Here is a 24,512-nt window from a genome sequence, read left to right as displayed (position 1 = left end):
AGCCGACACTGTGTCAGCGGGCGAGCTCTACTGGGACATCGTGCCGTACGTGAGTCTGGCGATCCTGATCGTCGGCACCTGGTGGCGCTACCGATACGACAAATTCGGCTGGACCACCCGCTCCTCCCAGCTGTACGAGTCCAGACTGCTGCGGATCGGTAGTCCGCTGTTCCACTACGGGATGATGGTGGTGATCGTCGGCCACATCATCGGGCTGGTCATCCCGGAGTCCTGGACCGACGCCATCGGCATGAGCCAGCACATTTATCACGTCCAGGCCATCGCGCTCGGCAGCATCGCGGGCGTCGCCACCCTCACCGGGATCGTGCTGCTGATCTATCGTCGGCGCCGCAACGGTCCGGTCTTCACCGCGACGACGGTCAACGACAAGCTCATGTACCTGGTCCTGGTCTGCGCGCTGATCACCGGGCTGGCGACCACCCTGATCGGGTCCGGCGCCATCGGCCCGGAACACAACTACCGGGAAACGGTGTCGCCGTGGTTCCGGTCGATCTGGATTCTGCGGCCGCGCGGTGATCTGATGGCCGAAGCGCCGCTGTCGTTTCACATTCACGTGACGGTCGCCCTGATCCTGTTCGCGATCTGGCCGTTCACCCGGCTCGTACACGCGTTCAGCGCACCGTTCAGCTACTTCTACCGGCCCTACGTCGTCTACCGCTCCCGCGCGAGTGCCAAGCCCGATGAGCTGATCGGTTCGCGGCCCGAACGGCAGGGTTGGTAAGTCCGCTCTCGCTGGTCGCGGTCGATCGAACGCATCGGATTTGCGGCGAGCGCGATCCACCCCCATCCATGCCGGGGGCGTCAACGAATGGGTTGCAGGCGGGTCGGCACCGTTCAAACCGGTCCATTCACTCCCCTGAAGCCGGCCCGCCTCCCCCGAACATCACTTGCCGAAGTCAGTGATCCGAGCCCGGTCGATGTCGTGTCCGTCCGGCACCCACTGCGGTGCCACTACCACGGTGTTCATCGGGCGCTCCACCCTCCGTCCATCAGATAGGAGGAACCGGTGATCATGCCCGCGGTATCGGAGACGAGCCAACCGACCAGTGCCGCGACCTCTTCCGGCTCGATCAACCGTTTGATCGCACTCTCGGTGAGTAGCACCTTCTCGAGCACTTCCTGCTCCGGAATCCCGTGCGCGGCAGCCTGTTCGGCGATCTGCTTGTCCACCAGCGGTGTTCGCACATAGCCGGGGCTGACACAGTTGCTGGTAACCCCGTGCGGTCCACCTTCCAGCGCGGTGACTTTCGACAGCCCTTCCAGGCCGTGTTTGGCGGTCACGTACGCGACCTTGAACTGCGATGCGCGGATCCCATGCACCGACGAGATGTTCACGATCCGCCCGAAACCCTGCGCGTACATGTGCGGGAGGGCCGCGCGGGTCAGCAGGAACGGTGCCTCGACCATCAGCGTCTGCATCATCCGAAACCGGTGCGGCGCGAACTCCTCGATGGGACTGACGCTTTGCACGCCCGCGTTGTTGATCAGGATGTCGGTCTCGAGCCGCAGCTCGGCCAAGGTGTCGACCTCGAGCAGATCGATAATCCAGGCGTGCCCGTCGATCTCGTGCGCCACGGCCTTCGCCGCGACCCCGTCGAGATCGGCGACGGTGACCTCGGCGCCGCGGGCGGCGAGTTCGCGCGCACAGGCGGCGCCGATGCCGCTCGCTCCGCCGGTGACCAGCGCCTTACGTCCCATGAGATCACTCATGCGGCAACAGCTTTCGTGGCGGACGCGTCAGCCAGATCGACAGACTCCAGGTCGATCCCGCGCGTCTCCTTCGCGCACACCACCGCGATGACGGTGACGGCCGCCGCGAAGGCCAGGTACCAGGCGATCGGCACCGAGGAACCGAACTCGTCGAGCAGCTTGACCGCGATGATCGGCGCGAGCGAGCCAGCGACGATCGAGGTGACCTGATAGCCCATCGACACACCCGAGTAGCGCATCCGGGTCGGGAACATCTCGGCCATGATCGCCGGCTGCCCGGCATACATGAAGCCGTGGAACACGAGCCCGATGATGATGGCGGACAAGATGACCACGCTGTTGCCGCTGTCCATCATGGGGAACGCGAAGAAGCCCCAGGTCGCGGCGGCGACGGCACCGGCCAGGTAGACCGGGCGACGGCCGACACGGTCACCGAGCCTGCCCGCGACGGGAATCACCACCATGTGCACGGCGTGCGCGATGAGCAGCCACCACAGAATCGTCGTGGTGTCGGCGTGCACGTGGACCTTGAGGTAGGTGATCGAGAACGTGACGACCAGGTAGTACATGATGTTCTCGCCGAACCGCAGACCCATCGCGGTGAACACCCCACGCGGGTACTTGCGCAGCACCTCGAACGGACTGAACGACGCCGCCTTGGCCTGATCCATCGACTGCTGAGCGGCCACGAAGATCGGGGCGTCGGTGACCTTGGTTCGCACGTAGTAGCCGACCAGCACGACCACCGCCGACAGCCAGAACGCCACCCGCCAGCCCCAGCTCAGGAACGCCTCGTCCGACAGCGTGGAAGTGAGCACCAGCAGCACGACAGTGGCGAGCAGATTGCCCGCGGGCACACCGGCCTGTGGCCAGCTCGACCAGAACCCGCGACTCTTACTCGGGCTGTGCTCGGCGACCAGCAGCACCGCGCCGCCCCATTCCCCGCCGATCGCGAAGCCCTGGATGAAGCGCAGGGTCACCAGCATCGCCGGTGCCCAATAGCCGATCTGGGTGAAGGTCGGCAGACAGCCCATCAGGAACGTCGCCGCACCGACGAGCACCAGGCTCACCTGCAACAGCTGCTTGCGCCCGTAGCGGTCGCCGAAGTAGCCGAAGACGATGCCGCCGAGCGGGCGGGCCGCGAAACCGACGGCGTAGGTGACGAAGGCGGCCAGGATCGCGTCGAGGTCGCTGGTCTCCTTGGAGAAGAACACCTTGCTGAAGACCAGGGTCGCGGCGGTGCCGTAGAGGAAGAATTCGTACCATTCGACCACGGTGCCCGCCATCGAGGCGGCCACCACCCGCCGCAGTCCGGTGGGGGCTTCGTCCGGGTCGTCGCCGGTCGGTCGGGTCGCGCTGCGCACGCTCATCGCACTACTCCTTCGATGTTCCAGGTCACACCACGTGGTTTATGTGATGCAGCCCACAAGCTGTGAGGAGAGTATTCGTGCAGATCCATCTCGATGACAATGGCCAGTTTCGCAGCAGCAATCTGCGAAACTGCACACGTGAGTCATTCTCCGTCGACTTCGGGACGCAGGCCGAGCGCTGACGATTTGCTGGTGCTGCTCGCCGTCGGCCGGTCCGGGCGCTACATCACCGCCGCCGAGGAACTCGGCATCAATCACACAACGATCTCGCGGCGCATCGCCGCACTCGAACACGCCATGGGCGGGCGGGTGCTGACCCGAGTAACCGGCGGCTGGGAGCTCACCGACCTGGGCCGCGAGGCACTGACCGCCGCCGAGGCGGTGGAAGCGGCCGTCCGATCGCTGGGATCGACCGTGGGCGAACGCACCCTGGAGGGCGTGGTGCGTATTTCGGCCACCGACGGTTTCAGCGCCTACCTGGCCGCACCATCGGCCGCACGCGTGCAACGCAGACACCCCGGCGTCGCCGTCGACATCATCGCCGCGACCCGACGAGCATCCACCCAGCGAACCGGCCTCGATATCGAAGTGGTCGTCGGCAAACCGCAGGTCCACCGCGCCGAAGCGATCGAACTGGGCGACTACTGCCTGCGCCTCTACGCCTCCCGCGACTACCTCGCCGAACACGGCGCCCCCACCGCGATCTCCGATCTCGCCGGCTATCCCCTCGTCTATTTCATCGAATCCATCCTCCAGGTCGACGACCTCGACCTCGCCCTCGCGTTCGCCCCCGCGATGCACCGCTCGGTCTCCTCCACCAACGTCTTCGTCCACGTCGAAGCCACCCGCGCCGCCGCGGGCATCGGCCTACTCCCCTGCTTCATGGCCGACCGCCATCCTGATCTCATTCGGGTTCTCCCCGACGAGGTCCGCGTCCAACTCACCTACTGGCTCGTCATCCGTCGCGAGACCTTGCGCAGGCCCGAGGTGGCGGCGGTCGTCGAGGCGCTGCGCACCACCGTCCGCGACCGCCGCGAGGAACTGCTCGGCGACAACCCGATCCGCCCCGATACGGAGTAATCGCGCTACCGACGGCGTTGTAGCACTTGTCGTTGCAGCGATTGAAGGGGTGTGGGCGGCGGTCCATCCCATGAAGGAATGGGAGCCGATGAGCCTTCGCCAGTTCGAGTACGCCCTCGCCGTTGCCGAGGCAGGTTCTGTCACGGCGGCCGCGCAGATGTTGCATGTCGCGCAGCCGTCGATGTCCCAGCAGATCCGCAACCTCGAGCGCGAACTCGGCGTGACGCTGTTCGCCCGGACACCGACCGGGCTGGTGCCCACAGTGGTGGGTCGCGCGTTCCTACGGGAGGCGGCGGTCGCGGTGAGCGCGTCGCGGCGGGCGCGGGCGACGGCTCGCGCCGGTGCCGATGAGCTGGTGGGCGAGTTGGTGGTCGCCGCGCAGATGGGGTTCGGTACACGGCAGCTGCCAGTCGTGCTCGCCTCGTTGCGCCGTCGCTTTCCCCGGCTCGAGGTCACCGTCTTCGAGGAGCCGAGTTCGGCCGAACTCGAGCGACTGTGTCGTCAAGGCGTACTCGACCTCACCCTGATGGCGGCGTGCGAGCGCGGCCCCGCCGACGCCCACGATCTCGGCCACGAAGAGTTCGTCGTCATGCTGGGCGCCGGGCACCGGCTGCTCGCCGCGGACCGGGTCGCGTTGCACGAGCTGGAAGGGGAATCGTGGGTGCGGTTCGAACCGGGCAGTGCGCTCGACGGTGTGCTGACGGGCGTGCTGCGCGACAACGAGCTGACTCCGACGACGGCCGCTCGCGTGTCCCAGACCGTGACGGCCGCGCGCTGGGCCGCCAACGGACTTGGCGTGACCCTCGTCCCCGCCTCCGCGGTTCCCCACGGGTACGAGCATCTCGCCCGCCCCGTGGACCCGGTCGTGTCCCAGCCCGTCGTCGCCGTGCTCCGCCGGAACGCGGGCCCGGCGGAGACGGCCCTGCTGGAACTACTCCGTAACGAGAGTTGGCATCAGCCTTCTCCGAGCTGGGTGGCAGCTCCGTCCATGACGAATTCGACACCTGCCGTGTAAGTGGCGTCGATCGAATGTGCCGAACTCGGCCTTCAGCCGGTCTGCCGACGAATCCAGTTCGGACAATGCGGCCACAGCACCCGAAACACTCTTAGCCCCTGGGGAATTCGCCGCCATCGACCACGAGACTGCTCCCGGTCAGCCAACTCGCACGGTCGGACACCACGAACAGCACGGCGTTGGCGATGTCGTCAGGGTGACCATCACGTCCCAGTGGCGGACTGGTGTTGTCCTGGCCCGGCCCCTCGGTCAGGCGCGCCCACTGCTCCCGCGTCGCTTCGCCGCCGGGGGTGGCGGTTCGGCCGGGAGACACGGTGTTGACCCGAATCCCGAACGGTGCCAACTCCGCGGCCAGGCCCCGGCTGTAGTTCTCCAGTGCCGCCTTCGCCGTCGTGTAATGCAGAAACGGTGGCGCCACGGTGGGAACCGCGGCCGAGGAGATGTGCACGATCATCCCCGAGCCCCGTTCCCGCATCCCCGGCGCCAGCAGCGCGTCCAGCCGCACCGCGGCCAGGAAGTTCAGATCGAGCGCATCTTGCCACACCTCGTCCGGAATCGCCAGCGCGCCGAGGTACGGCGCCGCCCCGCCCGCATTGTGAACCAGGATGTCCACCCCACCGAGCACCTCCCGCGCGGCCGTCGAAAGCGCCTGTGCCCCAGCCTGTGTCCGTACGTCTGCCGCCACGAAGGTGGCGCCTTCCGGCGCCGTGCCGGTCGCCGATCGTGCGGTCGTGAGAACCTCGGCACCCGCATCCAGCAGCCCGCGCACCACAGCCGCGCCGATTCCGCGAGTACCACCCGTTACCAGCGCCCTTTTCCCGGCGAATTCTCCCGAATTGCTCTCGATCGCGCTCATGCCTGCCGTCCTCTCGATTGCGTGTTTGCCCGCTCGACGGAAACGAGATCTGTGAGCACCTCGTCGAGCTGTTTCACGGTATGTCCGCACGAGAACGACAGGCAAAGACGCATACTCAGCACCCGCCACAGGAAATTCCTATACCGCCTGGCAATACGAGAACAGGAGTCAGCCAACAGCTTTCGCGTGGTGCGCGGGAGTCGTTCCCCGCGCACCACGCCCGTTCGTCCGGCGATGCCGACCGCTACCCGCGAGCGGCGTTCGCAGCCGTGATGAACTCGATCTGCGCGGGTGACGGTCCGCAGAACTCGCTTTCGATGCGGTGGGACTCCTCGGCCTGCATTCGGTACATGCTGTCCCGCAGTCCTTCGTCGCCACCATGGAACCCTTCCAGCAGGGTCATCCATCGTGCCGCCATCTGCTGCGCCTCGGGTGCGGTCGGGTCCATTCCCGCCGCGATCGCGGCGTCGACCTCGGGGATCAGCACAGCCCAGTCCGCTTCGACCTGCCGAATGCGCTGTTCACCGAGCTTCTCCCGGCGCACCGCGAGCTGCGTCAACTGCTCCTCGGTGAAGTATTCCTTGATGGTGTCGTCGACCATGACGGTCCTCCTGATCAGTTCGAGGAAGTGATCCGTGGATGCGTCCGACCGGCTCTCCGCCGTGGCGGTGAGTGCCGCGACCAAGGCGTGCAGGTCCCGGGTCGCGGCGAGCTGCGCGGCCAGATAGTCGCGATGCGCAGCAAGTACCTGCGGCATCGCCACGGCACCTTCGAGCAGGTCCGCGATCTGGTCGAGGCCGAGGCCCAGCTGGCGCAGAGCCAGCACTTGGTAGAGCCGCTCGACATCGCGCTCGGTGTAGAGCCGGTGGCCGGTGCTGGTCCGCTCCGCGGGGTGCACCAACCCGATTCGGTCGTAATGATGCAGCGTCCGCACCGTGAGCCCGGCCTCGGCCGCGAGGTCACCGACCTTCCACACTCGCTCTGTTGCGCGCTGGTCCATCCGTTTCATCCCACTTCCACCGCCGCACTGTGCGCCGGTGTGATCGACGGTAGAACCTGACCTTACGTCAGGTGCAAGCCCGAAAATGCGCCCGCCTAGACGATGCTGCTGCTGCCCAGGAGTGACCTCGACGACCGCGTCGGATCCGGTGCGGCGCACCTACCGGCAAGGCCAGGTGATCATCGACCTCACCGAGGAGTGGGGCACTGGCCTCGATAGGTGCTCAAGCCCAGGCCGTTGGCCTTCTTGCTACGCCCGACCGGGCCGTTCTTCGCGGAGCGGACCCAGGTGCCGTTGGTGTCGAGGACGGGCATGCGTTCGCTGAAGGCGCGGCTGTAGTGGATGGTGCCGTCGACGGTGAGGATGCCGTCGCGGACGTCGATGTGGGCGACGGTCGCCCAGAAGGAACTCTTGCCGTTGCCGATGATGACCGTGATCTGGTCGGCGTCGTTGTCGGGGAGCCCGTCGGGGCCCGGGCGGCCGTAGCGGACGCGGACCCGGGGGTTGCCGAACTTGTCTATGGCGCCCGCGCCGTTGTCCACGGATTGGTAGACGTTGAGGAGGAGATCGCCGTTCTCGGTGGGGCGGACGGTGACCTGCTCGGTGGCGGGGAGATTGTTCGCGCCGGGGCCGCGGGTGTCGCCCTGGTGGTGGATGAACGGCCATTGCGCGATATCGCCCTGGTGGCCTTTTTCGCCGCTGAGCACGACATACTCGCCGGTGATCTCGTTGCGGCAGAAGAAGTACACGTCAAGGTCTCCGGTGCCGAACTCGGTGACGCGGCCGTTCGCGTCATACTTCGCGCCGCGACCATCCCATTCGAGGCCGACGGTCAGGACATAGCCGGGATCGCCCTTGCGCAGGTCGATGGTGGCGCGGCGGTCGGGCGAATCCTTGGTCAGGACCACGTCGACTTTGCGAAGGTCGACTGATGGCGTAACACGCTGTGGCGCAGGCACTTCGGCCGAACTCACCGGCGCCGCGGCCGGTTCTTCCTCCGCGTCGACAACGATGCCGTGATCGGTCGCGAACGCCGCCAGCCCGGCGCTGTACCCCTGGCCGATCGCATCGAGCCGCCATCCACTCCCCCGGCGATACAACGCGACGGCTTGCAGCACCGTCTCGGAGTCCAGACCCGGCGGCACAAAACTCACCGATTGACTCGCACCGACGGCAGTGACCCGCAATCCGGCGACCGCACCGAACCGAATCCCCTGCGCCTCGGTGCTTCCGGTGATCACGACACGATCGATCTCGGCAGGCAGTGCCGACAGATCCACCGCGACAACAGCATCCGACTCCAGGCGCACGCCCGCCACCGCCGGGTTGTTGAAGAACACGAAGTCGGCGTCGGAGCGGACCTTGCCGTCGGCGGTCAGCAACACGGCGGCGATATCCACCGCGCCCGCCGGGCCGTCGAGATCGAGCCGCACCGTGTACTGCCCGTCGACGAGATCGGTCTTGGAACCTTTGGACACCTCGACCATGGTTGCCGCACTCCCACTCATGAATCCGCCCCTCCGCCTGCCGACTGACCGCCCACGCTACCCGCATCGTCTGTGACCGGCCCCGCACTCGGCGACCCGGGGTGACCGTGTGGCACCCGCCGCGGCGAATACCGCGGTATCGCCCTGACACACGAAAACGCCGGCCCCCAGCGGGACCGGCGTTCACGCACTCACACCGCGACGAGACCGAGGTCGAGTTTCACCAACTGGTCGGCGCAGTCGAAGTACCGATCGTCGTGGGTGATCACGATGACCGTCTTCCCTCGCCGCTTCAGATCGGTGAGGATCTCGTGGTAGAACACGTCGCGGAAGCGCGGTTCCTGGTCGGCGGCCCATTCGTCGAAGACGTAGATCTGGCGGTCTTCGAGCAGGGCGGTGAGCAGGGCCAGGCGTTTGCGCTGGCCCTGTGACAGGTCCACGGTCGACAAGCGGCCGTCTTTGACTGTCACCTTGTGCGCGATCTGCAACTCGTCGAGGTAACGCTGGACTTCGGCGTCGATACCGGGGCGATCGAAGCCCAGGTAGTCCTCGAACAGGTGGAAATCGGTGAAAACCGCCGATGAATTCTGGCGGTACCACTCGATATTGTCGTGGTCGATCCTCTCCCCGTTGAGCGACAACGACCCCGAGCGTGGCACGTACAGACCGGTGATGAGCTTGGCCAGCGTGGACTTCCCGCTGCCGTTGCCACCGACGATGAAGGTGATCTGACCGGGTTCGAAAACCAGGTCGATCGGGCCGAGCCGGAAACCGGCGTCGTCGGATTCATCGAGTCCGGGCGGAGCCAGCGGACGCACATCGGTGCCACCGTGGTCCACCCACTTCTTGCCGTTGACGTCCACCGGCCCGCCACCCGGATGCGCACCGGGGTGCGCGGGATGGGGGTGTTTGCCGTTTCCCTCACGGGGCGGCATCCCGGGACGCGGCGGATGCCCACCGGGCCCGTGCGATCCCGGCGGTGGTGGCACCTGCGACGGCGCCTCCGAGCGATACACGTAGCTGACGTTCGTCAGTTCCAGCTTGGCCTCCCCTGCCGCTGGACGTTCCGTGTAAGGCAGTGACTCCTCATCGTGCAGCGTCGTCATCGACAGGTTCATCGTCCGGATCTTGGCCAGCGCCACATCACCACGCAGCAGATCGGGGATGCGGTGCATGAAGTTCTGCATCGGCATCGCGAGGAAGGTGGTGACCAGCACGTAGCTGACCATCGTCTCGCGCGGCAGATCCAGTGCGGCCGCGATGGCGAACAGGATCAGCGCCATCGTGCCCAATTGCAACGCCTGGCCGAAGCCCTGGGCGTAGGAGAACTTCGAGCCCGCGTCGGTGTTCTGATCGCGCAGCGTGCCCGCCGAACCGAGCAGGTGCCGGTCCATGAAGTCGCGGCGACGGCCGCGGTGCAGCTTCAGTTCCTTGATGCCGAGCGTGACGGCCTGGAACGATCGCAGCAGTGCGTCCTCGTTCTCCCGGGCTTCCCGGTAGATACCGCGGACCCGCTTGAGGACCATTTCGACACACGCGATACCGACCAGCGTGCCGCCGACCGTGACCGCGAAAATCGGTCCGGAGACCACGGCGAGGAACACGAAACACCCGACGATGGTCGCCACATCCACGCAGATCGACGGGATGGCGGTGACCGCCTGCGACAGCGAACGCACGTCCTCGGTGAGCGTCGCCATCAGTCGGTGCATGCCGAGCCGTTCGAGGTGTTCCAGTGGGGCAGAGACGATTCCGGAGCTCAGATCACTACGCAGCCGGTAGATGGCGTCCTGGGACAGCCGGATCAGCAGAACCTGCGACAGCACACCGCTGACGAGGATCACCAGGCCCGTCGCCCCGAAACGGAGCAGCAGGTTGTCCGGTTGCGGACGCGGTGAGACGACCGCGTTGATCAGCGTGACCAGGTAGGTGTTGGCGACACCGCAGATCAGGCCCGCGGCGACGACGGCCGCGATCCTGGCCGGCGACAGCGCGGCGAGAAAACGGAGCAGATGCATAACCTTCGGCTCTCAGCTTCGGATGACATCGAACACGATGCCCTCGAGGGTGACACCGGGTGCGAACGAGAACGCCACACCGGTAGAGATCGGCGCCGCCGTCTTCGCGTCGCGGATCATCCGCTCCAACACGAAGATCAGCGACACGCTCAGCATGTTGCCGTGCTCGGCGAGCACCTCCCAGCTGGGCGCCGCCAGCTCGGCCGGGATGCCGAGCGAGTGCGCCGACTCCTCGATGATGCGGGGGCCACCGGGGTGGATCGCCCACAACTCGATATCGGATTTGCCGAGTCCGTTGCGCGCCAGCACTTCCGAGACCACCGGGTCGACACCGCGGTAGATGTAGTCGGGCAGGCTGGTCGCCAGTTCGCAGGTGATGCCGGCGTCCTTCACACCGAGCACGATGCCGTCCTCGGCGTCGTCGAACAGGTGGCTGAAGCTGTCGCGGATCACGACGCTGCCCGCCGCGAGCGGCTTGTGCACCTGGTTGGCGCCGATCACCACCGCACCGCAGCCGTCACCGAAGAGGCTGTGGGTGATCACGTCGTTGACGTCATCGTCGAAAACGGCGTTGACCGAACTCAATTCGATGCACAGCACCATCGCCTTCTTGTCCGGATGGGCCCGGACGTAGTCGACGGCGGCGCGAATGCCGTTCATGGCCGCGGCGCAACCCATGAAGTTGATGACCATCCGGCCCACCTGTGGCGACAGACCCAGCTGCTTGACCACCGCGACGTCGACGCCGGGGGCGATGAAGCCGGTGCTGGTGACGAAGATCAGCTGGCCGATGTCGGAGGCCGGGTTCTCCATACCGGCGACGGCGCGCCGGGCCACGTCGACCGCCAGCGGCACGGCGTGTTCGAAGAACAGGTTCATCCGCTCCCGGATGGTGCCGGGCTTGCGGCTGAACTCGAGGAACTCGGGATCAAGGGGGTCGATGGCCAGGTGCCGGGTGTCGATCCTGGTCTTGGCGTAGATCCGCGGAATGCGCTGGCGCTGCGCGGGATCGGAGAACAGGTCGGCGACCCGACCCGCGTTCACGGCCTGATCGACGACCAGCGCGGGCGAACCGGTGGCGACCGCTTCGATCACGCCGACGGTCGTCGGCGGCGTGGGTGGTAGCAGGTCGTGCCCGCGCTCGACGTCGGGCGTGCGGAGCAGGTCAAAGGAAACAGACACGGGCACAAATCCTTTCGAGACAGATCAGAGGTGGCAACGGCCGGGTCAGACGGTTCCGATGCCGGAGAAGCCCTGCGCGGTGTAGACGACACAGGTCTTCAGTGCTGACGGTGCGCAGTGTTCGCGCACGAAACCCCACCGGTTCTCCTCGGCCTCACGAGAGGGCGCGAGCAGGTAGGTCCGGCACAGCTTGGGGAAACGATCTCCGAAGAAGCTCTTGGCGGGCAGCCACTCCACGCCGAACTTCGCGGCTTCCTCGCGCACCACGTTCTCCGACGCGATATTGGCAAAACCACTGCGCTGGAACGGAAGTACGTGATGAGCACGGTGCGAGCTCAGGCCGGCCGAGAGGAAGCAGTCGACGTACTTGTTGCCGACCACGGTCAGGTCGTAGGCCTGTTCGAGCTGGTTGACCGCCCAGTCCTCGGTCTCGGTGTGCAGCTCCTCGGTCGGGATCTCGAAGTCGTGGCTGGCCACCACCATGAAGGTGCTGATCCACAGCGTGATCACGAATTGCAAGCCCCAGGCGAGCAGGTCGCCCGCGATGGCGAAGGCCACGAATTCGGCCACCAGCAGGAACCGCATGCCGAACGAGCCGATGAAATGCGGCAGCGCACCACGCCAGGTCCCGTACATGTCCTTGATGCCCACCTTGCGGGTGAGCCGGCAGACGTCGAGGAGCCGAATGATCATGCCCGTCAACAGATGTCCGAACTTGTGCACCGTGTGCACCGGCACCCGATACAGGCGCGGGATCTGCATCATCATCGTGAAGACGTTCTTCTTGATGTCGACTTCACTCTGGGTGTGCGGGTGGTGCAGTAGCGCGTGACCGTCGGCGGTGACGAAAGACAGTGCGACATAGTTCATGTCGAACGCGTTGACCGCGTACTTGTTCAAGCCCTTCTGCGCGCGGTGGATCGCGTAGTGGCCGAAGCCTGCCAGCGAACTGCGCAGCAGCACCATCGCGATCACGAAGGCGGGCAACGGCATCCAGCTCGTGTCGTAGAGCCGCAGCGCCTGCACGGCGATGTAGGCGAAGATCAGCACACCGACGACGATGTTGAACGCTCGGTCCATCCGCTTCAGCCGCGCCGCCAGCTCGGGCTCCTTGAGCCGCGACTTCACCTGGTGCAGCAGGTCGGATTTGTTGTCGAACTTGTACTTCGGGGTGTCGTCCCAGCTGTTGAAGCCGTCCTTGAACAGGAAGTCGGGGGCGTTGTTCTTCGGATGGATGTCCTCGGGCGTGGCATCGCGACCGAGGCTGTAACGCTCGATCATCCGCGCGATTTTTTCCGGATCACGGTGGTAGGAACCGATGATCGACGTGATATCGCGATTTTTCGTGCGGCCGATGAAGAATTCACCGCCCGGATGCTTGGAGATCCAGTCACTCAGGTCGTAGGCTCTTCCGTTATAAACCCATACGTTGTTGACGGGAGGCCGACCCCCCGGACCGGGCGGTGGCGGGAGCTCGCGCTCCGCTTCATCAGGTCGATCATCGATCGTCATTAGTTCTTCCTTCGTGTCCGATCGGCGTCCGATGCGTGTTGCCTGCCGACCAGCGTCCCGACACGTATAGTCCTTGTGGCGCCTTGCATCTCGCTGAACATTCTCTTATTGGATGCGCATTCGTGCGTCCGTGATTCGCTTACCACTGGCGACACCCAGACGACACACCGGTCCGGGGCTGCGGAGGGGCACTGCGTGCCAGGCTCCACTGACCCCGGACCGGTGTGGGTTGGATCCGGTAGTACCGGTGAATATCAGCCGGCGGGCTTGACGATGTTGACCGGCTTGGCCCAGTTCGACAGGCCGACGGTGACCTCGCCCTGATCCTTCTTCACCACGGCGCGAACAAGATTCGGGCCGTCGCCGGTGGACGCGGCGTCCGAGGGCTTGGTGGAATCGGAGGCCGGCGGGGCGGTGTCCTGGATCCACACGGTGATCGGCATGGTGCCGGCGTTCTGACCGATACGCGGCACGATCGGGTCGATCACAGCGGCGTCGATGGTGCCCGAGACCTTGACGGTGTTGATGCCGTCGATCACCTCACGGCTCTCGGTCTTCGCGTTCTGGATATTGGCGATCACATTCGCGATGCCCTTGTCCTTGTCCAGGATGACGCCCGGATCGTAGACCTTCTCGGCCGGACCGGCGGGCACGTAGCGACCGCCTGCCTGGGTGTAGAGAACCTTGTCCACCACGAGGAATTTCGCCTCGGTGAAGGACGCTTCGGGGGTGAGCTTGACCTTCGCCTCACCCATCGCGGCGCCCGAGCCCTGGGTCTCGTTGGTGACGTCGGCGGAGACGGTTTCCACCGGCAGGTCGGGCAGATTCTTGACGTCGATGTTCAGGTGCACGTTGTGCAGGGTCTGCGTGGTCTTCGCCGACTCCTTCACGATCTGTGCGCCATCGGGCAGCGCGCCGGTGGGCGCCGGGCCCGCCGTGGTCGCCGAATCGTCCTTCGTGCAGCCGGATACGAGGGCCGCGCAGACCGCCGCAACCGCGACGACCGAAGTGATGCCGGAACGTCGGGTGAAGCGCCGACGCGAGGTGGGGTTCGGTGTCATGTCGATCAAGTTTCATCCCCTGGAGATGGTCGTATATCGGTATGAGGCAGCCGAAGACCATCGTTCATCTCGTGCTCCCCCATCGGCGATAGTACCTGAGGAATTCGATTTGCGAGTCCTCTGCTCGCACTGCCTTTTTCAGGTGACCGCGACCAGAGATTCGACCTCGTTTTCCCAGTTCAGCCGACCGGGTGGTAGCGCCGACGATGCTCGTCGACAGGCCGAAGCCGCACCTCGGCCTTCATCGCCAGCAGTTCGGCGAGCTTCGTCGCTTCGGTGTCGTCGACCGGGCTGAAGATCTGAATCCACTCGCCGTCGGTCGCGGGTAGCGACATCATCGTCAGGTGCATCGCGAGGTCCCCGACGGCGGGGTGCTGGACCACCTTGATCAGGTTCACCGGCACCGCCACATCGTTGCGAGCCCACATCCCGGCGAATTCGGTACTGGCCGCGCACAGCTCGGAGACCAGCGCCTGCCACGTCGGATCATCGAGGTGCCGGACGTAAGCGCCGCGCAGGTAAGCGACCATACGGCGCTTGTCGTCGACGTTGTGCTGGTATGGATTACAGCACTCCGGCGTCAGGAACACCGTGCGCAGGACATTGCTGTCGGCGTCGGCGAGGCCGGGAAACAACGCGCGATAGGCGTCGTTGTGCGCCAGGACGTAGTACTTGGAATCGAGCAGCACAGCGGGCAACGGCGACAGCTTGTCCAAGATCACCGGCAGACCCGGCGGCATCATCGCCTGCACCGGCGCGGCGGGCACCGACGGCACATCCGCGAGACGGTATAGGTGCACCTTCTCCGCGTGGTCGAGGCCGAGCGTGCGCGCCACGGCGTCGAGCACCTGCGCACTGGCATTGATCGGCCTGCCCTGTTCCAGCCACGTGTACCACGTGACACCGATACCCGACAGGTGCGCGACTTCTTCACGGCGCAGGCCGGGCGTGCGCCGCCGCGGGCCCGGCGGCAGGCCGACATCGATCGGCGCGATCTTGGCGCGACGCGATTTCAGGAACGCACCGAGTTGAGCCCGGCGTTCGACACGCACCGTTCGCCTGTCCCCCACGTCACTCATCCCACCATCGTCGTCCATGCCGATCCCGGTATCCAGGTGGTGCTGGTACCCGGATCGGCGCGACACGGGTGAACGCGGCGACTCGGTGATCAGCAGCTCCAGCACCTCGAGGAAGTAGTGCGGGCGGCTACGGCCCATGGATCCTGTGACCACGCCGTATAGGCGATTCCGAACGGTCCGACCGCAAGTTGCCGGTTGATCGGCCGGCGCAACTGGCGTGATATGTAGCACATGCCGATCGGTACATGGCGCAGCTTATACATTGTCGGGTTTCACATCACGGGTGCCGACATGTCAGCCAGGTAAGTAGCGCCGCCACCACGGCATAAATCATGTTGGGCACAGGGAAGCGCGAAATCCCACTTCCCACTGTGCGTATAGGCAATTCCGAACACTCCGAACGGGAGTTGCCCGTTGATCGCTAGCTATCGAAGATGTGGTATGAACCACACGCCGGTTCGATGGCGACCAGAATTCTCAGCCATCCGGCGCGTGGCAACTAGGAGTTACATCATGGCGAATTTCGACGTGCATACCCGCACGGCCGATCCTGAAGCCCCGAACAAGCGCCCCGCCGCATGGGGCATCGTCCTCTTTCTCTTCCTGTTCTTCACGTTGAACTTCGCTGACAAAGCCGCAGTAGGCTTGGCCAGCACCAGGATCCGCGCGGACCTGGACCTTTCAGCCACCCAGTACGGCCTGCTCAGCAGTGCGTTCTTCTGGCTGTTCGCGATCGGTGCCGTCGTTCTGTCCTCATTGCTACGCAAGATCTCCTATGTGTGGGGCGGCGCGCTGCTGATGTCGGCATGGGTACTGAGCATGTTGCCGCTCACCGTGCCCACCACGTTCGGCGTGCTCCTCGGTGCGCGGATGGTGCTCGGCTTCTTCGAAGGCCCTGCGCACGCCTATTGTCAATCGGTCATCGCCGACCGTTTTCCGCCACACCGGCGAGCGCTGGCAGGCGGTCTGGTCAACGCGGGCTCCTCGGTGGGTCCGCTGGTAGCAGCGCCGGTGCTGACGTGGATCATCCTGACGTGGACGTGGCACGCCGCGTTCATCGTCCTGGTAATCACGGGCATCGTGTGGACAGTGTGCTGGTTGGGATACACCGGCGCAGGCCCCTTCCGCACGTCCCGTAGCGCGGAAGCGACCGCCGTCGACGAGGATCCGAACGGCCGCATCGAAGTGCCGTTCCTTCGCCTGCTCACTCTGCGCAGCTTCTGGGGGCTGGTGCTGCTGTCGTTCGCCGGCTACCTCATCTCGTCGTTGAAGGTGTCCTGGCTGCCCGCCTACCTGACCGACGGGCTCGGCTATTCCGAACAACAGGTCGGCACGCTCGCGGCGATTCCCTACGTAGTTGCCGTTGTCGTGCTTTTGTCGGCGGGTTGGTTGTCCGGCTACCTGCTCCAGCGCGGTGCTCCCTCCCGTGTCGCGCGCGGAGTCGTCACCGGCGCCTATTTGCTGGTCGGCGGGTTGGCGATGATCCTGTTCACCAGGATGAGTCCTGGCACACCGCAATTGATTTTGGTGATCCTCGCTTTCGCAGTCAACAGCGTGCCGTTCTCGGTCGCATTCGCTGGAGCAGCCGATTTTCTCCCGGCCCGTTATCGAGTTGCCTTCTTCGGCTGCATTATCGCGGCATACAGCCTCGCCGGGATTACGGCGCCCTACGGACTGGGCCGAATCGTCGACCATTCCGCTACTGCGGCACAAGGATATTCGAGCGGATTCCTCGTCGTCGGAATCGCGGTCTGCGTCTTGGCCGTAATCGGCGCTTTCATGCTCGACCCGGCGAAGGCAAGAGCAGATCTCGAACGGATGAGTGCCGCCGCATCTACAAAGGAAGGCGATTGATCATGACGGGACCACTCGAAGGTATCCGAGTACTCGATTTCGGGCAGTACATCGCAGGCCCCAGTGCCGGTCAGACCCTGGCCGATCTCGGAGCCGAGGTGTTGAAGATCGAAAGCTTGCACGGTGACCAGGCCCGAAGTATCGGCACGTTCGGCCAGGCGATGGTGCAGGCCTACAACCGGGACAAGCGCAGTCTCGCCATCGACGCCACCGACCACGACGGTCTGGCGATCCTGCATCGGCTGTTGGCGCACACCGATGTCCTGATCCAGAACTTTCGCCCCGGCTCGGCGGAGCGGCTCGGTCTCGGCGCGGCCGAGCTGCGCGAGCGTTATCCCGAGCTGATCTACGCGAGCATCAGTGGGTTCAGCTCGCACGGGCCCTCCCGCGAACGTCCCGGTCTCGACATCGCCGCGCAGGCGGAGTTCGGGGTCATGCACGCGACCGGCGCGCTCGATGGCGAGCCCCAACGGGTCGGCTACGCCGCCGCCGACGTGGCCGCGGCGTCGGCGCTGACGGCCGGAATTCTGGCCGCGCTCTATCAACGTCGGTCCACAGGTCTCGGCGCGCAGGTCGAAACCTCATTGATGGAGGCAGTTCTGTCATTGCAGGCAGCGACCTGGGGCGAATACATGCTCAGCGGAACTCCGCCGCGGCGCAAGGGAAACGGGCAGGCGCACGCGGCTCCCGCCGCCGACATGATCGAGGTCGCCGACGGAACCATCGTGTTGTCGGCGTACACGACGGACAAGTGGGCCGCGCTGTGTGACCTACTCGATCGCCCGGACATGATCGACGATCCACTGTTCGCCGACAATCCAGCGCGGGTACGCCACCGGCCGCAGCTGCTGGCGGCGCTCGGTGCCGCGCTGTCGGATACTACTCGCGACCAGGCGGTCGGCCTGCTCACATCAGCCGGGATCGTCTGCGGCGCGGTCCGCGGGTTCGACGAGGTCGCGACGGACAAGGATGTGCTGGCCGCCGAGATACTCGTCGCGGTATCCGATGACGTGCAGCGCGAATTCACTGTTCCGGGAATACCTTTCACTATCAACGGGCAACGGCGCACCGCTTCGAACGCGGCGCCCGCCGTCGGTGCCGACACCGTCGCGGTCTTGCGTGATATCGGCGTGTCCGACGCCGAGATCGACACCCTGATCGAGCGACGTGTCGTCGCCGCACCGACTCACTGAACTTCGAGCAGATAGAGGATTGCCATGATCGACCCGCGTGTGTCGAGCCACGATTTCGACACCTACCTGAAGTTGATCGCCGACTTCACCACTGACGAACTGATCCCCGGCGAAAACGAGATGGTCGCCGCCGCGGCGGTTCCCGACCGGCTCGTGGCCTCGATGGCGGAGCTGGGATTGTTCGGCATCTCCATTCCCCGCCGCTACGGCGGACTGGAATGGTCTATGACACAACAAGTTCGGCTGACATTCGAGTTCACGCGAGCTTCTTGCGTATACCGGTCGCGGTTCTCCACGGTGATCGGATTGTGCTCGCAGGCCATCCTCGATCACGGCACCGACGAACAGCGCGACCGGATGCTGGCACCGATGGCCGCCGGTGAGCTGGTCACGGCATTCGCCCTCACCGAGGAGGCGGCCGGCTCAGATGCGGCGCACCTGATCACCCGGGCAACTCGCGACGGCGACGCTTACGTTATCGACGGCGACAAGCGCTACATCACCAACGCCGGCTGGGCCGACGCGTTTCTGGTCTTCGCCCGAACCAACGCGAACGAGCAGGGCGCCGCGGGTGTTTCGGCTTTCATCGTGGACGCACACGCACCCGGAGTGACGGCGACATCGGCGACGCGAATGAACGGGCACGCCGAAGCACCGGTCGGCGAGATCCGATTCGACAATGTGCGCACCTCCGAGCGAAATCTTCTCGGTGGCGTCGAGGGCCGTGGGCTGACGATGGCATTGCGCGGGATCAATCACGCTCGACTGCACGTCGCAGCGACCTGCGTGGGCCAGGCGACTCGCATGCTCGAGGAGACGACCGCCCACGTCACCGGCCGCAGCCAGTTCGGCGCCCCGCTGGCCGATCTCGGCGCTGTCCAGGCCGTACTCGGTGCGGGGTACGCCGAACTCGAGGCCGGGCGCGCACTGGTTCTCGACTGCGCGGCGGCCTTCGACGCTGGGTCGATACCACGGCATCGCATCGCGGCGGCGAAACTATACTGTTCGGAAATGGCAAGCAGGGTCGCCGACAATTGTCTGCAATTGCTCGGCGGAGCGGGCATCGTCGGCGACCACCCGGTCCCGCGTATGTGGCGAGACGTGCGGGCATTGCGGATCTATGAAGGCTCCTCGCCGGTGCATGAGCGCAATCTGGCGAAGGCGATGATCAAACAGGTCGCTACGGACGGGACGCTGCCCGACACATTCCGGGTGTGAGCCTGTGCGTAATGAATGCGAAGGAGCCGGGTGTGGAGATTCGCCAATTGGAGTATTTTCTCGCGGTCGTCGAACACGGGGGCGTGAACCGTGCCTCCCAGCATCTGCACCTTGCCCAGGCCTCGATCTCGCAGAGCATCCGGCAACTGGAACGGGAACTGAAGGTTTCGCTGTTCCATCGAACCGGCCGCAATCTCGTCCTGAGCGAGGCCGGTCACCTGCTGGTCGAACCCGCCCGCAAAGTACTCGAGGATGTGCTGGCCGCACAGGATGTCATGCGGTCGGCTCGCGAATTGAAGGTCGGGTCGATCACGATCGGCACCATGCCGGAGATGTCGAGCGAGGCCGTGGCCGCCTGGAGCGGTTCATTCACCCGACTGCATCCGGGAATCCGGATCGATTTACAGGAATACTCGAGTGCTGGGCAATTGTGTGATGAGGTGCTGGCCGGAAATTGCGAACTCGGCTTCACCACCTTCCCCGTGCCCAGTGACGCGGTCGAGACCATCGAGCTCGCAGTGCAGCGACTGCTGCTGGTGCTGCCACCGAACACGCCCGGTATCGATACCGACGCACCCTTCCGGCTCGGCCGACTCGGCGACATTCCACTGATAACCAGCAATTCAGCGGTGCGGGAACAAGATATCGTCGCTACTTTGCTGCGCCGGGAATCGGTGTTGCCGAGGATCGTCGCTCAGGTGCCGAATCGACACGCACAGATGACGTTGGTACTCAAGGGTGCCGGCGCCGCGTTTCTGCCGTTGCGGATGGCGATCTCCGCAGCGCGCGCCGGCGCGATCGTGCTGACGACGCAGCCAGAAGTGCTGACACCCTTCGGGGTGGTCCGCCGGGCGGGTCGTTTGGGACCGGCAGCCAGGAGTTTCGTCATCGAGAGCAAGGCGGCGCTGGATCGCTGGAACAATCGCATTGCGGCGCTGCGGGATTCGGGCCTGTCACTGCCGAACGCGGCCTTGCGCGCCGCCGAAGAATTGGATAACGATCAGAATGCCGAATGATGATTCCACGCAGACACTCGAAGTAGCCGAACAGACGATCGACCGGGAGCCCGACTATCGATTCACACTGGCCAATGAGCGAACCTTCCTGGCCTGGATCCGTACGGCCTTGGCACTGCTTGCCGGGGGCGTCGCCGCCGATCACCTCTTTCTCTCCGGAATCGATGCGACCGCACGCACAGCGCTCGGCCTGACCTGCGTCGTCCTCGCAACCGTCATTACGCTGGGTGCTTTCACGAGATGGCGGAGTGTGCAGGCGGCGATGCGCCGCGATGCGCCGCTACCGCGCTCATCCATGGTGATCGCGATCGTCCTCGGTGTCGCGGTCGCGGCGGGGGTCTGCGTGTACTCGATGGTGCGATGAGCCGCGACCCCGGCCTACAGCCGGAACGCACGATTTTGGCGTGGCAACGTACCGCGCTCAGCGCGACGGTACTCGCCGCCTGCCTTCTCCAGATGACCGTCGACACCGGTCCCCGGCCGATGGCCGTTGCGACTGTCGCCCTGTGCGGCGTGGTTCTCGTCCTGATGGTCGCAATGATGTTGCGGCACAACCGCTATCGGCGTGTGATAAGCCCATCGACAACCATGTCCAAGGCCTCGGCCTGCCTGATCACCGGTTCGATCGTACTCATCGCCTCAGCGCGCGGAATCGACATACTCACTCGGTAGTCGCCGCGCATCATCTCGGCACCGCGATGCGCCCCGCGAGTCACAGACATAGTTGCGTCTTCTGGACCTTGCCCATGGCGTTGCGGGGCAGGGCTTCGAGGAAGATGACGTTCCGGGGACGCTTGTGGCGAGACAGGGTCGCGGCAACGTGCTCGATCAGCGCCTTCTCGAAGTTCAGCGGCGAAGCCCCTTCTGCGACGATATAGGCGATGACGCGTTGACCGAGGTCAGGGTCGGGATGGCCGACGACCGCGGCTTCGCGCACGCCCGGATGGGCGAGCAACGCGGCTTCGACCTCACCCGCGCCGATCCGGTAGCCGCCGGACTTGATCAGGTCGACCGATTCACGGCCGACGATGCGGTGGCAGCCGTTCGCGCCACAGACCGCGATATCGCCGGTCCGGAACCACCCGTCGTCGGTCCACGATGCCGCAGTGGCGTCGGGGCGGTTGAGGTAAGCATCGAAGAGCATGGGACCGCGGACTTCCAGGCGGCCGATGCTGTCGCCATCGTGCGGAACCGTGTCGCCGGTATCGGCGCGCAGCCGAGTCCGCACACCGCGCAACGGATTACCGACCCAGCCCGGCCTGCGCTGGCCGTCGGCCCGGGTACTCAGCGTGATCATGGTTTCGCTCATGCCGTAACGCTCGATCGGAGCCTGTCCGGTGAGCGCGGCGAGCCCGTCGAACACCGGGACGGGCAGCGGTGCGCTGCCGGAGACCAATAGTCTTGCCCGGCTGAGAGTTCGGGCCGATGCGGGGTCGGCTGCGATACGCGACCACACGGTCGGGACGCCGAAGTACATCGACCCGGGGGTGGCTGCATATCGGTCAGGAAGCGACGTGACAGTGTGCGCGACTCGCGAGCCGATCCGCAGCGAGGCGAGCACTCCGAGGACGAGTCCATGCATGTGAAACAGCGGCAGGCCATGAACGACGGTGTCATCGGCGTTCCAGTTCCACGCCTCGGCGACCGCGTCGATACCGGCCGCAAGGGGCCCCGCGTCCGGCAGGGAGGCCGCGAATGCGGCTGCCGCGCGGGACAGATCTGCGCGTCCCATCATTTCCGTACCGATGGCGACCGTATCGGGCCGATCGGAGTTGTTCGCGTCGGCGGGGTCGAGGCTACTCAAAAGCATTGTGGGGCGATCCTTTCGATTCTGCTGGGCGGGTGCCACGCGGCATCGATGCACGGCCGTACGCGGCGGTGCGGGCGGTCATCTGTTCGGCGACGGCAACGGGCGCCGATCGACACTGGTCACAGCGCCATGCCGGGAGCAACCAGGACACCGACAAGCACGATCGGCCCCAGCACGACCATCGACATGCCCCAGCGCGTGAGCAGGCGCGTCATGCGGGGCCGCTGCCCTTCGTCGACGGTGGTGGCGACATAGGTCGCACCGACGGTCGAGAACGGTGAGACATCGACGATCGACGCACAGATACCGAGCGCGCAGATCAGCGCCCAGCCTGGTACATCGCCGGAGGCGACCAGCGGCAGTGCCAAAGGCACCAGGGCCGCAAGCATTCCGGTGGTGGAGGCGAAGGCGGAAACCAGGCCGCCGATCAGGCAGATGACCAGGGCGGCGAGCAGCGGGATCCCGACCTTTCCCGCGAAGTCACCGAGCAGGTCCACCGCGCCCATCTCGTCGAGGACCCCGGCGTAGGTGATGATGCCGCCGACCAGCAGCACAGTGGGCCAGTCGACTTTGGTGACGGCCTTGTTCCCGGAGACTGGATCGACGAGGGTCAGTACGGCGCCGAAGGCAAAGGCGAGCACGCCGATATCGGGGTCGCGGTCGGCCAGCGACAGCGCTATCACCGCGACGAGCAGGCCGACCATGCACCAGACCGTGATCAGTTGGACGCGGGAAAAGCGTTGCGCAGCTGAACCATCCGAGCCATCATCGCGGTCGGTCGCGGCGGCGGACGCACCCCGGGCGAACGCGCCTGCACCAGGCCCGCCGCCGACCGACACCAGGGTGTCGGACTCGGACATCGGCTCGACCACGGTGGACCGCTGCCGCGGCAACAACGCGAGCCCGCCGAAGATGCAGTACGCGCAGCCGAACAGCGCCACATTGACCAGACCCGCCACGGCGAACAGTAGGAGCGGACTCAGTTCGATACCCGCCGCGTGCGCGGTCCCATAGGTGACGATGCCGAAAAGACTGGTGGGCGCGAATGCGCCCGCACTCAACCCGGTGCCCATCGCCAATCCCATCAACATCGGATCGATGCCGCGCTTGTCGGCGACCGCCATTCCGATCGGCGCCATCACCAATCCGCCGAGCGGCGACCCCATCGCCGAGATACCCGCTGTCAACAGGAAGAATACGGGTGGCAGCAGCTCCGTCTTGCCGCCGACCGAGGCGAGCGCGGCTTCGATAATCCGGTCGATCGTCCCGTTGACCTGCGCGATGCCGAAGAAGTAGGTCACCCCGACCAGCAGCACCAGGATTTTCACCGGGAATTCGGCGATCACCTCGTCGAGCGGCAGGTGCGCCACCCCTATCCCGACTCCGCAGGCGGCGGCGAACATCAGCACACCGATATGCGCCTTTCGCAGTGTCGCGACTGCGAATATGCCGACGAACGCCGCAATCTGCCCTGTCATGATTCCTGCCCTTCCGCCGGGACGCGACACAGCTCTGCCGTTCCTCAACGAACTCCAGTTGCGGACAACCGAAACCGTTCACCTGTGCGCGCCCGATGGCGACGAACTGGTGCTGATCGAACGTCTCGACACCGCGCACCCCCTGCGGGCATTCCTGCCTCTGGGTCAGCGCATTCCCCTCCACGCCTCCGCGACCGGGCTTGCCTTCCTTGCCGCAAGCTCTGCTGAGTACGTCAACGACTACCTCGCGGGCGACCTCCAACCCCGAACGTCGCACACCATCACCGATCCCGATACCGTGCGCCGCACACTCGAGGCGATCCGCGCCCGCGGCTACTCGATCAACGACCAGGGCCTCAGCAGCGGCATCACCGCCATCGGCGCGGCCATTCTCGACGCACGAGAACAACCTGTCGGCTCGATATCGGTATCGGGACCCACCAGCCGGATCACCCCGGAAAAGTTTGAAACCTACGGCACAGCCGTCTACGAATCAGCGCGCAAGATCCACGCGACACTGTGAATCCATAGCCCGGCCCGAGGTCAGCACTG

At 65.4% G+C, this 24,512-nt stretch carries 22 protein-coding genes and 1 pseudogene; 11 read left to right on the top strand and 12 right to left on the bottom strand.

Annotated features, from left to right (window positions below; genetic code table 11):
• Positions 1-10: 10 nt before the first annotated feature.
• A complete protein-coding gene (gene narI, locus ACQHI0_RS10510) occupies positions 11-742 on the top strand; it encodes a respiratory nitrate reductase subunit gamma (RefSeq protein ID WP_427909129.1) in 732 nt (243 codons plus the stop codon).
• Positions 743-984: 242 nt separating this feature from the next.
• Here the strand turns inward: narI and ACQHI0_RS10505 are convergent, their stop codons facing one another.
• Together ACQHI0_RS10505 and ACQHI0_RS10500 are read right to left on the bottom strand one after the other, a co-directional pair.
• Positions 985-1,731 carry a 3-hydroxybutyrate dehydrogenase gene (locus ACQHI0_RS10505; protein WP_427907747.1) on the bottom strand — a complete coding sequence of 249 codons (747 nt, stop codon included), beginning with the start codon at positions 1,729-1,731 and terminating at the stop codon, positions 985-987.
• On the bottom strand, positions 1,728-3,101 hold the full coding sequence (locus ACQHI0_RS10500) for an MFS transporter (protein WP_427907746.1): 1,374 nt from the start codon (positions 3,099-3,101) through the stop codon (positions 1,728-1,730). The genes ACQHI0_RS10505 and ACQHI0_RS10500 overlap by 4 nt, the downstream gene beginning before the upstream one ends.
• A gap of 99 nt (positions 3,102-3,200) precedes the next feature.
• Between ACQHI0_RS10500 and ACQHI0_RS10495 the strand changes: the two genes are divergently transcribed.
• Complete coding sequence (locus ACQHI0_RS10495; protein WP_427907745.1) at positions 3,201-4,181, top strand: LysR family transcriptional regulator; 981 nt, start codon at positions 3,201-3,203, stop codon at positions 4,179-4,181.
• Between the two features lie 88 nt (positions 4,182-4,269).
• Complete coding sequence (locus ACQHI0_RS10490; protein WP_427907744.1) at positions 4,270-5,196, top strand: LysR family transcriptional regulator; 927 nt, start codon at positions 4,270-4,272, stop codon at positions 5,194-5,196.
• Between the two features lie 91 nt (positions 5,197-5,287).
• Here ACQHI0_RS10490 and ACQHI0_RS10485 read toward each other — a convergent pair whose 3' ends face one another.
• The 8 genes from ACQHI0_RS10485 to ACQHI0_RS10450 all read right to left on the bottom strand — a co-directional run bounded on the left by ACQHI0_RS10485 (position 5,288) and on the right by ACQHI0_RS10450 (position 15,544).
• Positions 5,288-6,052, bottom strand: coding sequence for an SDR family oxidoreductase (locus ACQHI0_RS10485; RefSeq protein WP_427907743.1), 765 nt, complete (start codon positions 6,050-6,052; stop codon positions 5,288-5,290).
• A gap of 244 nt (positions 6,053-6,296) precedes the next feature.
• Positions 6,297-7,061 (bottom strand): MerR family transcriptional regulator, encoded by a 765-nt coding sequence (locus tag ACQHI0_RS10480; RefSeq protein WP_427907742.1) that lies wholly within the window; start codon positions 7,059-7,061, stop codon positions 6,297-6,299.
• A 179-nt stretch (positions 7,062-7,240) separates the two neighbouring features.
• Complete coding sequence (locus ACQHI0_RS10475) at positions 7,241-8,560, bottom strand: TerD family protein (RefSeq protein WP_427907741.1); 1,320 nt, start codon at positions 8,558-8,560, stop codon at positions 7,241-7,243.
• Between the two features lie 170 nt (positions 8,561-8,730).
• On the bottom strand, positions 8,731-10,557 hold the full coding sequence (locus ACQHI0_RS10470) for an ATP-binding cassette domain-containing protein (RefSeq protein ID WP_427907740.1): 1,827 nt from the start codon (positions 10,555-10,557) through the stop codon (positions 8,731-8,733).
• A gap of 12 nt (positions 10,558-10,569) precedes the next feature.
• Complete coding sequence (locus ACQHI0_RS10465) at positions 10,570-11,739, bottom strand: type III polyketide synthase (protein WP_427907739.1); 1,170 nt, start codon at positions 11,737-11,739, stop codon at positions 10,570-10,572.
• Between the two features lie 45 nt (positions 11,740-11,784).
• Positions 11,785-13,251, bottom strand: a complete 1,467-nt coding sequence (locus ACQHI0_RS10460; protein WP_427907738.1) for a fatty acid desaturase — start codon at positions 13,249-13,251, stop codon at positions 11,785-11,787.
• Between the two features lie 254 nt (positions 13,252-13,505).
• Positions 13,506-14,312: an LppX_LprAFG lipoprotein gene (locus ACQHI0_RS10455; RefSeq protein ID WP_427907737.1), complete on the bottom strand. Its 807-nt coding sequence runs from the start codon at positions 14,310-14,312 to the stop codon at positions 13,506-13,508.
• A gap of 179 nt (positions 14,313-14,491) precedes the next feature.
• Positions 14,492-15,544 carry a helix-turn-helix transcriptional regulator gene (locus ACQHI0_RS10450; RefSeq protein ID WP_427907736.1) on the bottom strand — a complete coding sequence of 351 codons (1,053 nt, stop codon included), beginning with the start codon at positions 15,542-15,544 and terminating at the stop codon, positions 14,492-14,494.
• 360 nt (positions 15,545-15,904) lie between these two features.
• Here ACQHI0_RS10450 and ACQHI0_RS10445 point away from each other — a divergent pair, with 360 nt between their 5' ends.
• From ACQHI0_RS10445 to ACQHI0_RS10415, 7 genes and pseudogenes are all read left to right on the top strand, one after another.
• Positions 15,905-17,245 (top strand): MFS transporter, encoded by a 1,341-nt coding sequence (locus ACQHI0_RS10445; RefSeq protein ID WP_427907735.1) that lies wholly within the window; start codon positions 15,905-15,907, stop codon positions 17,243-17,245.
• A gap of 2 nt (positions 17,246-17,247) precedes the next feature.
• The gene (locus ACQHI0_RS10440; RefSeq protein ID WP_427907734.1) at positions 17,248-18,438 is read left to right on the top strand and encodes a CaiB/BaiF CoA transferase family protein; all 1,191 of its coding nucleotides are present in this window, start codon (positions 17,248-17,250) and stop codon (positions 18,436-18,438) included.
• 24 nt (positions 18,439-18,462) lie between these two features.
• Complete coding sequence (locus ACQHI0_RS10435; RefSeq protein WP_427907733.1) at positions 18,463-19,656, top strand: acyl-CoA dehydrogenase family protein; 1,194 nt, start codon at positions 18,463-18,465, stop codon at positions 19,654-19,656.
• A gap of 11 nt (positions 19,657-19,667) precedes the next feature.
• Positions 19,668-19,862: pseudogene (locus ACQHI0_RS10430) on the top strand (LysR family transcriptional regulator); the annotation flags it as partial.
• Between the two features lie 48 nt (positions 19,863-19,910).
• Positions 19,911-20,672, top strand: coding sequence for a LysR family transcriptional regulator substrate-binding protein (locus tag ACQHI0_RS10425; RefSeq protein WP_427909128.1), 762 nt, complete (start codon positions 19,911-19,913; stop codon positions 20,670-20,672).
• The gene (locus ACQHI0_RS10420) at positions 20,662-21,036 is read left to right on the top strand and encodes a YidH family protein (RefSeq protein WP_427907732.1); all 375 of its coding nucleotides are present in this window, start codon (positions 20,662-20,664) and stop codon (positions 21,034-21,036) included. Before ACQHI0_RS10425 ends, ACQHI0_RS10420 begins: the two co-directional genes overlap by 11 nt.
• Entirely contained in the window at positions 21,033-21,344 is a 312-nt protein-coding gene (locus tag ACQHI0_RS10415) for a DUF202 domain-containing protein (RefSeq protein ID WP_427907731.1), read from the top strand. Before ACQHI0_RS10420 ends, ACQHI0_RS10415 begins: the two co-directional genes overlap by 4 nt.
• 40 nt (positions 21,345-21,384) lie before the next feature.
• On the opposite strand, the gene ACQHI0_RS10410 is transcribed toward ACQHI0_RS10415, so the two are convergent.
• Positions 21,385-22,482, bottom strand: a complete 1,098-nt coding sequence (locus ACQHI0_RS10410) for an AMP-binding protein (protein WP_427907730.1) — start codon at positions 22,480-22,482, stop codon at positions 21,385-21,387.
• A gap of 119 nt (positions 22,483-22,601) precedes the next feature.
• Positions 22,602-23,960: an SLC13 family permease gene (locus tag ACQHI0_RS10405; protein WP_427907729.1), complete on the bottom strand. Its 1,359-nt coding sequence runs from the start codon at positions 23,958-23,960 to the stop codon at positions 22,602-22,604.
• On the opposite strand from ACQHI0_RS10405, the gene ACQHI0_RS10400 reads away from it, so the two are divergent.
• Positions 23,959-24,483, top strand: a complete 525-nt coding sequence (locus ACQHI0_RS10400) for an IclR family transcriptional regulator (RefSeq protein ID WP_427907728.1) — start codon at positions 23,959-23,961, stop codon at positions 24,481-24,483. The genes ACQHI0_RS10405 and ACQHI0_RS10400 overlap by 2 nt on opposite strands.
• Positions 24,484-24,512 lie beyond the last annotated feature (29 nt).

The sequence above is a fragment of the Nocardia sp. FBN12 genome (assembly GCF_050320175.1).
Classification (GTDB): domain Bacteria; phylum Actinomycetota; class Actinomycetes; order Mycobacteriales; family Mycobacteriaceae; genus Nocardia.
Note: the sequence above shows the minus strand (reverse complement) of the source record. Positions and strands in the feature narration are given on the sequence as shown.

Bases quoted from the DNA above. Each gene is read 5' to 3' on its own strand.
- ACQHI0_RS10400 (WP_427907728.1), top strand. From the start codon at position 23,959: ATGATTCCTGCCCTTCCGCCGGGACGCGACACAGCTCTGCCGTTCCTC.
- ACQHI0_RS10415 (WP_427907731.1), top strand. From the start codon at position 21,033: ATGAGCCGCGACCCCGGCCTACAGCCGGAACGCACGATTTTGGCGTGG.
- ACQHI0_RS10455 (WP_427907737.1), bottom strand. From the start codon at position 14,312: ATGACACCGAACCCCACCTCGCGTCGGCGCTTCACCCGACGTTCCGGC.
- ACQHI0_RS10470 (WP_427907740.1), bottom strand. From the start codon at position 10,557: ATGCATCTGCTCCGTTTTCTCGCCGCGCTGTCGCCGGCCAGGATCGCG.
- ACQHI0_RS10500 (WP_427907746.1), bottom strand. From the start codon at position 3,101: ATGAGCGTGCGCAGCGCGACCCGACCGACCGGCGACGACCCGGACGAA.
- ACQHI0_RS10445 (WP_427907735.1), top strand. From the start codon at position 15,905: ATGGCGAATTTCGACGTGCATACCCGCACGGCCGATCCTGAAGCCCCG.
- ACQHI0_RS10490 (WP_427907744.1), top strand. From the start codon at position 4,270: ATGAGCCTTCGCCAGTTCGAGTACGCCCTCGCCGTTGCCGAGGCAGGT.
- ACQHI0_RS10440 (WP_427907734.1), top strand. From the start codon at position 17,248: ATGACGGGACCACTCGAAGGTATCCGAGTACTCGATTTCGGGCAGTAC.
- ACQHI0_RS10475 (WP_427907741.1), bottom strand. From the start codon at position 8,560: ATGAGTGGGAGTGCGGCAACCATGGTCGAGGTGTCCAAAGGTTCCAAG.
- ACQHI0_RS10435 (WP_427907733.1), top strand. From the start codon at position 18,463: ATGATCGACCCGCGTGTGTCGAGCCACGATTTCGACACCTACCTGAAG.
- ACQHI0_RS10420 (WP_427907732.1), top strand. From the start codon at position 20,662: ATGCCGAATGATGATTCCACGCAGACACTCGAAGTAGCCGAACAGACG.
- ACQHI0_RS10480 (WP_427907742.1), bottom strand. From the start codon at position 7,061: ATGAAACGGATGGACCAGCGCGCAACAGAGCGAGTGTGGAAGGTCGGT.
- ACQHI0_RS10410 (WP_427907730.1), bottom strand. From the start codon at position 22,482: ATGCTTTTGAGTAGCCTCGACCCCGCCGACGCGAACAACTCCGATCGG.
- ACQHI0_RS10405 (WP_427907729.1), bottom strand. From the start codon at position 23,960: ATGACAGGGCAGATTGCGGCGTTCGTCGGCATATTCGCAGTCGCGACA.
- ACQHI0_RS10505 (WP_427907747.1), bottom strand. From the start codon at position 1,731: ATGAGTGATCTCATGGGACGTAAGGCGCTGGTCACCGGCGGAGCGAGC.
- ACQHI0_RS10485 (WP_427907743.1), bottom strand. From the start codon at position 6,052: ATGAGCGCGATCGAGAGCAATTCGGGAGAATTCGCCGGGAAAAGGGCG.
- ACQHI0_RS10460 (WP_427907738.1), bottom strand. From the start codon at position 13,251: ATGACGATCGATGATCGACCTGATGAAGCGGAGCGCGAGCTCCCGCCA.
- ACQHI0_RS10495 (WP_427907745.1), top strand. From the start codon at position 3,201: ATGGCCAGTTTCGCAGCAGCAATCTGCGAAACTGCACACGTGAGTCAT.